Origin of the sequence: Chitinophaga sp. YR627 (genome assembly GCF_900114995.1) — a bacterium.
Taxonomy (GTDB): domain Bacteria; phylum Bacteroidota; class Bacteroidia; order Chitinophagales; family Chitinophagaceae; genus Chitinophaga.
Genome location: NZ_FOUX01000004.1, coordinates 439,964 through 451,274 on the forward strand (window position 1 = coordinate 439,964; position 11,311 = coordinate 451,274).

Here is an 11,311-nt window from a genome sequence, read left to right on the forward strand (position 1 = left end):
TCATCTCATGAAACGAGCGATCGTCCTGGCTGTAGCAACATTGGCACTATCCTGTATGGGGATCGTTGCTACCGCCCAAACTAACTACACACTATCAGCGGCATTAGATACCGCCCGCACCAGCAGCCCCGTACTGAAAGCAAGGTACATGAACATCGATGCGGCACAGGCAGATGTCATTACAGCCAAACTACGGCCCAATCCTAATCTGAACAATCAGACCATGCAACTGGTCAGTAGTGATCATTTTGCACCTGGTACAAGATGGGGTTCCAATCAGAACAGACAGGTATGGTACCAGGTCACAAAGCCGATTCAATGGCCCAATCAGCGTAAGTATAAAATAGAAACCGCTGATAAGGACGTGACACTCGCCAATAATACCTACCAGGAAGATGTACGTAACCTCTCCCTGAACGTAGGTTCCAGCTGGATCAACTGCTGGGTACTGAAAAAAAGACTGGCGCTGCTCAATGAAAGCAGAACCAATCTGGATACCCTCGTAAAGATCAATGAACTCCGTTATAAAGATCAGGTCATCTCACAGACAGACCTCACGCGTACCAAAGTGTTGCTGTCGCAATATGATCTGCAGCTGAGTGTATTTACCCAGGATTATCAGAATGAACTGCATACCCTGCAACTGCTCACCGGTAATACCACTCCCATGGAGATCGATACCAGCAACGAAATACTGACATTTGTACCATCTGTTACACTGGACAGCCTCATTGCTCAGACCATGGATAGCCGCTCCGATGTTATACTGGCAAAAAACACCATCGATGAACGGGCGAGCAATGCTAAATATCAGCGATCCCTGGCTGTACCACAACCCGAACTGGGGGTGATATACAATCCACAGAACTCCGTTCCCTATATCGGGTTTTATGGCTCCATCGATCTTCCTTTCTTTAACAGAAATCAGGGGGAGATCAAAAAAGCACATATACAACAGCAACAGGCGCAACAGGAATTATCTGCCACACAGCGACAGGCACAAACAGAAGTAGTTACTGCCTACAATACTTATCAGTTGCAACAGAAAAACATCGAAAAATACAGTGGTATCCTTCATCAGTCACAGCAGATCCTGGACAATGTGAAATATGCCTACCTGCGCGGAGGCACCAGTATTATCGACTTCCTCGATGCACAACGCAACTGGTACGATACACGCCTGCTCTATTATGATTCTTTACAGGCATACTACCAGAGTTATATACAATTATTATTTGCTACCGGCCTCATAAACCAATTATAATATGCAACGCATCACCCGATATTTCTTTGCAGCTGCTCTCCTGCTGGCAGGATGCAAACACAAAACACCACAGCCGGTTGCCACAGACGATCCGGCGCCTGTTGTCACTAATAACGGACAACAGATCACATTTCCGGACAGCGCGTCCACCAGCTTCTTCTCAGTGGAATCTGTAGGCGACTCTGTACTCAGCGGCACCTTACATGCACCTGGCAAAGTAGCAGCAACAGTTGTTCGCGGAGATGAAGGCGGACAAAACATCGTGCTGTTTGACGATCCGGGATTAAACAGTGACTACTCACAACTCATACAGCATAAGATCAACATCAATCATATACAGCAGATCAATATCACTCAACGTAAAATAGAACTGGACCGCACACAGGACCTGTACGATCATGGCGCCGCCAGTGGTAAAGATATACTGGAAGCTAAGTCCAATCTTTCTATGGAACAGACCAATCTGGCCAATGAGAGAACACAGCTGATAGAACATGAATCAGGACTGAAAGCAGCTGGCTTCGATCCGGAAGCATTGCGCAGCACCAGTCCCGGATCGGCTTATATCATCTGTGACATTCCGGAAAATCAGCTGAACAATGTGAAGAAAGGCGCACCCTGTACAGTTGTATTGTCTTCATTTCCTAACAATGCATACGAAGCAAAGGTGGAAGACATTGCAGATGTGATCGATGATGTGACACGCATGATCAAACTGCGTATACGGCTGAACACACCCGATACCGACATTCGTGCAGGTATGTTTGCCACAGTGACATTCCAGGTACACGGCGACAATAAAGGCATTAATATCAACAGGGATGCACTGGTCACCTCTGAAGGACAGAACTATGTATTTGTGCGTACAGCACCTAATACGTTTACCAGAAGAGAGATCCGCACCGGACAACAGATCGGTGAGCGCATCGCTGTATACAGCGGCTTACAGAACGGCGAAAGCGTCGTTGTAAAAGGCGTCATGCAACTGAAAGGGCTGAGTTTCGGTTATTAAGCACCAGGCCTATTATACACATCAATACTAACAATATCACCCCATGCTACAGGCGCAGATATTCATAGACAAAGACGAGGTATTCGGTACACAACCATTATACGAATTCATCATGCAGTTCCTGCTGAAACAGAACGTTGCCGGAGCAACAGCATTCAGAGGTGTGATCGGTTTCGGGGAACATCATCAGCTGAAACGGCCGGACAGCCTTTTCAGTTTTGATGAACCACCCATGCTGATCACCTTCATCGATGAAGACGAAAAAGTAACAGATACACTGACCGCTTTACGCAAACGTGTCAGCAGTGGCTTTATCGTCATCAGCAAAGTAGACCGGTTCCATATGTAATGAATGATTGAAATACACAGACAATGATTCGCAATCTTTTAATATTCTCTCTTAAAAACAGATGGGTGATCATCCTGATGGGACTGGGCCTGATGGGTATCGGTTACTGGTGTTTTACCCAACTGAAAATAGAAGCCTATCCTGACATTGCTGATACCAATGTCATCATCGTGGCACAATATCCTGGTCGTGCGGCAGAAGAAGTGGAACAACAGGTCACCATTCCCATAGAAAGGGCTTTACAGAATACACCGAACGTACTCGATCGCAGAAGCCGCACCATCTTTGGCCTGAGCGTGGTACAGCTGACCTTTACTGACGGTACAGACGACTACTTCGCCCGGCAGCAGGTAAACGAACGACTGGCCACAGCTGAACTACCAGATGGCGTAGCACCGGAATTAGCGCCTTTGACCACAGCGGTTGGTGAGATCTTACGCTACGTCGTAGAAGCGCCACCTGAATATACACCAACAGACATCCGCGACCTGCAGGACTGGGTCATCAAACCTAATCTGTTGCAGGTACCAGGTATCGCGGATATTACCACCTTCGGCGGACCACTCAAGCAGTTTCATATTCTGACAGCGCCGGATAAACTGCGCAAGTTTGACCTGACCATGCAGGATGTCATTGACGCTGTGCAGAAGAATAACCAGAACACAGGCGGTAACATTATCAATCGCGGGGAACAGGGATTTGCCGTACGTGGCTTAGGAGCTGTAAAAACAGAACAGGATATTCAGAATATCGTGCTGAAAGCAGCGAATGGTATGCCTGTTTACCTGCGTGATGTGGCCACTGTAGAAGTAGCGCCGCCACCACCAAGTGGTGTGATGGGATATACGATCAATGCCACTAAAACCAATGTAAGCAATGGCGTGGAAGGCATCATTCTGCTGCGCAGATATGAGAATCCCAGCGAGGTATTGAAGGCGCTGAAAGAACGTATGCAGGATCTGGAACAGAACGAACTGCCCAAAGGTGTACACCTCCGTACATTATACGACCGCAGTTTCCTGATCGATCATTCTCTGGAAACCGTAGGTCATACCCTGCTGGAAGGCGTGTCTATCGTAGTGATCATCCTGATCTTCTTCCTGGGCAGTTTGCGTAGCGCACTGGTAGTGGCGCTGACCATTCCATTCTCCTTGCTGTTTGCCTTTATACTGATGCGGCTCACGGGCATACCGGCCAACCTGTTGTCACTCGGCGCTATTGACTTTGGTATTATCGTGGATGGGGCCTGCGTCATGGCAGAACACCTGATACGAACGTACCGTACCGCCACACCGGAAGAAAAGAAGAAAGGTATTATCGCCCTCACCTTACGGTCTTCACAGGAAGTAGGTCGTGAGATCTTCTTCTCTGTTACCATCATCATCCTGGCTTATATGCCGATCCTGCTGATGACAAGGGTGGAAGGTAAACTCTTCTCTCCGATGGCACTGACACTGGCATTCGCAGTGATCGGCTCCATGCTGGCGGCGCTGACACTGATACCCGTATTGATCTCATTTGCCTTTAAAAAGGCATTCAGCAATACAGACAAGCCCATGAAAGCACACAGGAACGTAGTGCTGGACTTTCTGTCCAATCAATACGCCCGCGTACTGACACGTGTCATGAAATGGCCTAAAGCGACCGTTTTAGGCGGCTTTACGATCGTGATACTGCTGGTGATGCTGGGTGGTAGTCTGGGCTCCGAATTCCTGCCGGAACTGGATGAGGGATCGATCTTCCTGCGTGGCAACTTCCCGGCTGGTATCACCATACAGGAAAATGCGAAGTATTCTCCGAAGATCAGGGAAGTGATCGCGAAGTATCCACAGATCTCTTTTGTGATCACACAGGCAGGCCGTAATGACGATGGTACGGATCCATTCCCATCCAACCGTAATGAGATCCTGGTAGGATTAAAGGATTATAAACTCTGGAGTGATACCATTTCCAAAAAGACACTGGTGACCAGCATCCGGCACGACCTGGAAAAAGCTATGCCTTCTGTGAAGTTCTCCTCCGGTCAGCCGATCATCGACCAGGTAATGGAAATTGTAACCGGTAGTGCAGCCGATCTGGCGATTTCGATTGTAGGCGATGACCTTACCATGATGCGGGCAAAAGCAGATACAATTGCCAGTCTGGTGAAAAACATGAAAGGTTCGGAATCAGTGAATATCGAACAGGAAGGACCTTCGGAACAGATTGCCATCAACATCAACCGGGAAAACGCGGCCCGTTTCGGTATCAATGTCGCGGACATACAAAGTATGATCGAAGCGGCCATTGGCGGTAAAGCCATCTCCACACTCTATGATGGTACCAAACGTTATGATGTGGTGATCCGTTACCTCCCGGGAGAACGCAATACGATAGAATCTGTCAAGACCTTACAGGTACCTTCTGCTACAGGAGCGCTGATCCCGATGAACCAACTGGCGGATATCTCCTATGTACAGGGGCAGACCAACATTTACCGGTACAACAACAAAAGGATGGTCACCGTACGTACCAACATCCGTGGCCGTGACCAGGGTGGTTTTGTAAAAGAGATCGGGGATAAGATCAATAAACAGTTATTTATCCCTAAAGGCTATTCTATTGTTTACGGCGGACAATACGAGAACCTGGAACGTGCCGGTAAACAGTTGTCCCTGACCATCCCGATGACCATCATCATGGTGTTCCTGGTATTGTTTATCCTGTTCAGAAACATGCCGCAGACCTTCGTCACTGTCAGCTGTCTGTTCTTTGCGCTGGCAGGAGGTATAGTGGCACTGTTCATCAGGGGATATCACTTTAATGTATCGGCAGGTGTAGGTTTTGTAAGCATATTTGGTATTTCTGTGATGGCGGGTGTACTGCTGGTATCTGCCTTTAACCGGCTGCGGGCAAAGCCGGAACAGACATTACAGCAAAGTGTTTTACTGGGCGCCAGGGAGCAGCTGAGCGCATTGTTGTCCATCCTGATCGTAGCCATTGCAGGGCTTATTCCGGCAGCTACTTCCTCAGGTATTGGTTCAGACGTACAGCGGCCACTGGCCACGGTGATCATAGGCGGATTGACAAGTACATTGCTTTTCGCCCCTTTATTGATACCTCCGTTGTATTGGTGGGTTGAGCGGAACAGGGCAGTAAAACAGGTGGTAAAAGAAGATATCGATGAGTTGTCAGAATAGCGAACAATGATAAGCAACGGTCAACAAAAAAGGGCTGCGGATCTATGATCCTGCAGCCCTTTGTATTTTAAGAACGAATCAGCTTATTCGTTAACGATCTCACATTTGATCTTTGCACCTGCTTCCACTTTCTTAGCGATATCAGCGCCGCCTTCTTTTACCAGGCAAACAGAGAAGTTCTCATCCTCCACTTTTGCTACCGCAATTTTACCCAGGGTTTTCTTCCTGTGCATTTTCTTACCGTCTACAGTCAGATCGGTGATTTCATATACACGGAATTCATCGTGTTCTTTCAGACCTGCCAGGCTACCTGCTACGATCAGTACGCGGATAGCTTCACCAATGCTGTTTTTTTCCTCTATCTGTGCAATAGAAACTGCATTCTTCAGGTTCTCACGAATGAATTTGTCGATACCAGGTGTCAGTTCCTTCATGGCATCATCAAATGCATGTTTGCCTTTAGTAGTAGATGTAAATCTGGTGGAAGCCACTTCCTCACCACTATTGACGTCAACAACAGCAACATCAAATAACAGTTCGGCGGTGGTAGTATTGGTAATTCCCAGGGGGAGATCGGATGGTTTTGTTTCTACGTTGGCTTTCAATATGTTACCGGTTACAATGTACTGAGCACCCAGTGATTTCGCCTGTGCAATAGCTCCTGCGTCCTGATCTGCCTGTCCTACTCCTGTCTTAATTTGCTCCAGCTTGTCTTTTCCCATCAAAGAAAAACCTCTCACTTTCAACGTAGCATCGTATACAGCATCCTGTATAGCCGTTACGTATTCAGTCCTTCCACTACTTTTGAAAGATGCTACCCCTACAAGGTTCTTGTTTTGAGCGAAAGCAGATGAGAAAGCGACAATGCCGCATAATACGGATAATACTCTTTTTGTCATGGCTAGGTATTAGTTTGAAATAGCCGCCCAATTTACGACTATTCCCTTTACATATATTTTTTTATGATGAATATGTCCCTAACCGGCACGCTGGTCTTGTTTCACAGGCAGGATAATGTTAAACGTAGCGCCTTCTTTTTCACGGCTATGTGCTGTGATCAGGCCATTATGCTTATCAATGATCTTGCGGGTAACCGCCAGTCCGATACCGGTCCCTTCATATTTGTCTTTCGTATGCAAACGCTGAAAGAGCACAAATATTTTATCCAGGTATTTTTCATCAAACCCTATCCCATTGTCTGTGATAGAGATACATACAAAAGGTCCGTCCGCTTCCTGCGGACTATCAAACTTTTTCTCTTTTATGCGGGTAGCCGTAATGCTGATAACCGGCTGAATATCTTTGCGGGAGAATTTAAAGGCATTGCTCAACAGGTTCTGGAACACCTGGCGTAACTGACCAGGTACGGCTTCGATCACCGGCAGCGATGATACGGTTACCCTGGCATTCTTTTCCTGTATAAGGATCTCAAGATCAGAAAGGATCTCATTGATGATCACCTTCAGATCTGCCTGTTCGAAGAAGCTGACCTGCGACAAACGGGAGAAACGCAGCAGGTCATCTATCAGACTGGCCATACGTGCCGAGGAGCCGATAATACGGCTCAGGTAATCGCGCGCCTTATCTTCCATAGTGGCCTGATACCTGTCTTTCAACATGTTACCAAACATATGGATCTTCCGGAGTGGTTCTTTCAGGTCATGAGAAGCTACAAAAGCATATTGCTGTAACTCAGCATTACTGGACTCCAGGTCCTCGTTTGCCCGTTTTAACGCGAGTGTACGTTCCTCTATGCGCTGCTCCATGATTTCGGCAGCCATTTTCTGTTCATGGATATCTGTACTGGTGCCTACCAGGGCGGTCGATTTACCATCCGCATTCTTCTGTACGCGGGTACGGTGCAGGAACCAGTGGTAATTCCCGGCCTGATCACTGAGACGCATCTCCATAGAGAAATCTTCCTTCGATCTGATCGCACGCTCCATGGCATTTTTCCAGGATTTTATCTCGTCTTTATGGATCACACTTTCCCAGCCATGCTCCTGCAGTTCCTGGAGAGAGTTGCCGGTATAGGTACAAAACTGTTCATTGACAAAATTCACATTTCCATCCGGCTCTGCTGTCCAGAGGATCAATGGAATGGATTCGGCAAGGAATAGCTTTTCTTCCCTGTTAACCACTGCCTGTCGCTCGGCCTGACGCAGATTAGTCACATCCATCAGTGACCCCAGCATGCGGTAAGGTGTGGCATATTCATCTACCAACAGGTAGCCACGATCCAGCACAAAAGCATATGTACCGTTTTCACGACGCATTCTGTAGCCTTCTGTCCATTGACTCTGTTTGGTATTGATAGCCCTGGAAATACTGTTTTTTACGCGTTCGCGGTCCTCCGGATGGATATTCTCCTGCCAGAACGTACGATTGTTTGACCCCTCCTTCTGATAACCATATGCGGCATAAAAGTTATCACTCCACCATACGGTATTGTTGGTCAGATTCCAATCCCATACCGTATCATTGGTTGCTTTGGATACGAGCCGGAAACGCTCTTCACTCATGGTGAGTTCGCGTGTTCTTTCCAGTACCTTATATTCCAGGTCGGAATTCAGGGAACGCAGACTCTCTCTCGCCTGCACCAGTTCATTATAGTTTCTGCGTAAACGATCTTCCGCATCTTTCTTTTCAGTAATGTCAGCACAGGTGATCACCATATTGCCATCCTGGGTTTTTACACCTGACATCTCATACCAGTAATCCTGTTGTTTGCGTTCCAGGTGGAATTCAGTGTGTAAAACAGCCTCGTGATCCACCACCTGTACGTATTTTTCAAACAGTCCATGGTCCAGCAGCGACGACATGGTCTGCTTCATGGAAGGATGTTTATGAGCAGTTACATCTTTACCAAGGAAGCGCAGCCCTTCGCTATTAGCGGCCACCAGACGGAAGTCGGTAATTGCGCTTACATCATTCCTTACCGGTTTAAAGGCGAGGATCACGTTGGTACTGGCGTTAAATACACCTTTTAACAGCATATCCAGCTCCCTGATCATCGTAATATCCACAAAAGTGATCACCACACCATCCGTCTGTTTATCCTGCCGGATATAGGGCAGGATTTTCATCAGGTGCATATTGCCATTGCTCAGTACCATCTCTTTTTCCACAATGCGCCTGGTCCTTATCACCGTTTGAATATCATCTATCATGCTATCCTGCTGGATGTTGGTAGAGATATGATTGATAGGACGCCCCACGTCAGAAGGAATCAGGTTGATCATTTTTATGGCGGCCTGATTGAACTTACGGATACGCATATTACCGTCTACGAACACCTGTCCGATATCCGTACTACGGAAATAGTTATCCATATCATCATTCAGTTCTACCAGTTCCTTGATCTTGAGCTGGTGCTCTGTATTAAGGGTGTGCAGCTCTTCATTGAGTGATTGCAGTTCCTCATTACTGGATTGCAGTTCCTCATTCGCTGAAAGTAGTTCTTCGTTACTGGATTGTAATTCCTCATTGGAGGTTTCCAATCCCTCTATCGCCATCTGGAGGTTGGTGCGGGTTTCACCCAGTTCTGCCTCCAGGGACATGATATGCTCTTTTATATCTGCCGGCTGTGCATGCGTATCAGGCGTATCTCCGGATATGCTGACTTTTTCCACATCCTCATTGAACACAACCATGGTATACTGATTATTGCCGGTACCAGGTTTGATCATGAGATTCACCACCCGTACCCCTTCAGGTGTAGTCACTTTGACACCTTTCACCATCGATTTCTTTTCGGAGGTCCAGGCCTGTCTCAAAGCGATATTGAGTGCCATGGAAAGATCGCCGGGCACCATCTTCAGAAGATTCAGGTTTAGTCGCTTCTCTGGCAGGGAAAGGAATTTCTTATAGTTCCCCAGCGCCTCATGTATCTCATATGCCTTATCAATATACACCGCCGCATAACCGAAATCTTCTGCCATCACTTCGCGGAAATCTTCCAGCAAATTGTTGCTTTTTTTATCCGCGATGATACGGCTATTGCCATTTGCACGCACTTCACGCGTCTGCCGGATGTATTCCAGCGGACTATAAAGATTATCCGGTAAAGGAGAGCGGGAACTATCAGTTTTGCGATAGATCTTCCATTTCTGGCTCACTTCTTCCAGTCCGCCGCGTATCAGCGAAGCTGACTCACTGGGTCCCAGGAAGAGAATGCCCCCTGTATTCAGGGCGAAATGTAAAGAGGAAAGCACCTGCCGTTGTAACACATTCTCCATATAAATGAGCATGTTGCGACAGGTAACGAGATCATTTTTTATAAAGGGAGGGTCCTTTAAAATATTGTGACGCGCAAATACGATCTGCTTACGCAGCCGTGGCGCGATCTGGTATTTCTTATCTTCTTTTAAGAAGTATTTCTTCAGGATGGAAGGTTCTACTTCTTTTACCACTGACAAAGGGTAAGTTCCTCTGGCGGCAAATTCGATCGCATTACTATCAATATCAGTAGCAAAGATCTTTACGTCCAGCCATTTATTCTTTTCCTGTAGACACTGATCCAGCAATATGGCCAGCGAATAGGCCTCTTCTCCCGTACTACACGCAGTCACCCATACTTTCAGAATGGCGCCTTCTTCCTTCTCGTCTATCAGTTTGCTGATCACTTGCTCTTTCAATATGTCGAAAGCGATTTTGTCCCTGAAAAAACGGGTAACCCCGATCAGGAAATCTTTAGCCAGCGCCTTACTTTCCTCTTCGCTTGACCGCAGCAATTGCAGGTATTCCTCCAGTGATTTTATATTGAACTGCGCCATTCGCTTCGCGATACGGCGGGTAATGGTAGGCGGTTTGTATTGGTGAAAATCCTGTCCGCTATGCTCTCTTACCAGCTGAAATACTTCTGCCAGTAAGTCTTCATCGATCTTGCCATTGAAGACCTGTACCGGCATATCCTGTATATAATTATAGATTTCACCTGGCATGAATTCAGGCGCCAGGACATAATCCATATTTTCAGACCCGATCACACTGCGGGGCATTCCGTCAAACTTGGCGGTTTCCGGGTCCTGTACCATCACCATACCACCCGCTTTTTTCACAGCAGCAGCACCTTTGGTGCCATCTGTCCCCGTTCCGGAGAGAATGATACAGATTGCCTGACGGCCCTGATCTTTTGCAAGGGAAAAAAGAAACGTATCAATAGCGGTATTAGGTGCTTTCTCAGCTGGCTTCTGTACCAGTCTGAGACGTCCCTGCTCTACGATAATTTCCTTGTTATTGGGAATGACATATACGCAGTCATTCTCGATTCCCATATCTTCCTCCACTTCTCTTACTTTCATATTAGTATGCTTGGAAACCAGTTCCACCAGCAGACTTTTATAATCGGGAGACAAGTGCTGAATAATAACAAATGACAGATTGCCGTACTCCGGCATATTATCAAAGAATTCATGGATGGCTTCCAATCCACCTGCAGAGGCTCCTATAGCTACTATGTAGTTCGCTTTCTTCATTCAATATTTACGAAATAACCATTTTCATAC

Annotated in this window: 6 protein-coding genes; 4 read left to right on the forward strand and 2 right to left on the reverse strand. The window is 46.9% G+C overall.

Annotation, left to right across the window (positions count from 1 at the left end; translation table 11 throughout):
* Positions 1–7 precede the first annotated feature (7 nt).
* Genes BMZ72_RS22390 through BMZ72_RS22405 form a run of 4 tightly spaced genes read left to right on the forward strand, consistent with a single transcriptional unit; the run spans position 8 to position 5,804 of the window.
* Positions 8–1,264 (forward strand): TolC family protein, encoded by a 1,257-nt coding sequence (locus BMZ72_RS22390; RefSeq protein WP_089811933.1) that lies wholly within the window; start codon positions 8–10, stop codon positions 1,262–1,264.
* A gap of 1 nt (position 1,265) precedes the next feature.
* Entirely contained in the window at positions 1,266–2,276 is a 1,011-nt protein-coding gene (locus tag BMZ72_RS22395) for an efflux RND transporter periplasmic adaptor subunit (protein ID WP_089811934.1), read from the forward strand.
* A gap of 43 nt (positions 2,277–2,319) precedes the next feature.
* Positions 2,320–2,625, forward strand: a complete 306-nt coding sequence (locus tag BMZ72_RS22400; protein WP_089811935.1) for a DUF190 domain-containing protein — start codon at positions 2,320–2,322, stop codon at positions 2,623–2,625.
* A 23-nt stretch (positions 2,626–2,648) separates the two neighbouring features.
* A complete protein-coding gene (locus tag BMZ72_RS22405) occupies positions 2,649–5,804 on the forward strand; it encodes an efflux RND transporter permease subunit (protein WP_089811936.1) in 3,156 nt (1,051 codons plus the stop codon).
* Positions 5,805–5,887: 83 nt separating this feature from the next.
* On the opposite strand, the gene BMZ72_RS22410 is transcribed toward BMZ72_RS22405, so the two are convergent.
* Both BMZ72_RS22410 and BMZ72_RS22415 read right to left on the reverse strand, forming a co-directional pair.
* Positions 5,888–6,703, reverse strand: a complete 816-nt coding sequence (locus tag BMZ72_RS22410; RefSeq protein WP_089811937.1) for a hypothetical protein — start codon at positions 6,701–6,703, stop codon at positions 5,888–5,890.
* Between the two features lie 78 nt (positions 6,704–6,781).
* Complete coding sequence (locus BMZ72_RS22415; protein WP_089811938.1) at positions 6,782–11,281, reverse strand: CheR family methyltransferase; 4,500 nt, start codon at positions 11,279–11,281, stop codon at positions 6,782–6,784.
* Positions 11,282–11,311: the final 30 nt, after the last annotated feature.

Excerpts from the sequence above, each read along its gene's own strand:
- BMZ72_RS22390 (WP_089811933.1), top strand. The coding sequence starts at position 8 with ATGAAACGAGCGATCGTCCTGGCTGTAGCAACATTGGCACTATCCTGT.
- BMZ72_RS22395 (WP_089811934.1), top strand. The coding sequence starts at position 1,266 with ATGCAACGCATCACCCGATATTTCTTTGCAGCTGCTCTCCTGCTGGCA.
- BMZ72_RS22400 (WP_089811935.1), top strand. The coding sequence starts at position 2,320 with ATGCTACAGGCGCAGATATTCATAGACAAAGACGAGGTATTCGGTACA.
- BMZ72_RS22405 (WP_089811936.1), top strand. The coding sequence starts at position 2,649 with ATGATTCGCAATCTTTTAATATTCTCTCTTAAAAACAGATGGGTGATC.
- BMZ72_RS22410 (WP_089811937.1), bottom strand. The coding sequence starts at position 6,703 with ATGACAAAAAGAGTATTATCCGTATTATGCGGCATTGTCGCTTTCTCA.
- BMZ72_RS22415 (WP_089811938.1), bottom strand. The coding sequence starts at position 11,281 with ATGAAGAAAGCGAACTACATAGTAGCTATAGGAGCCTCTGCAGGTGGA.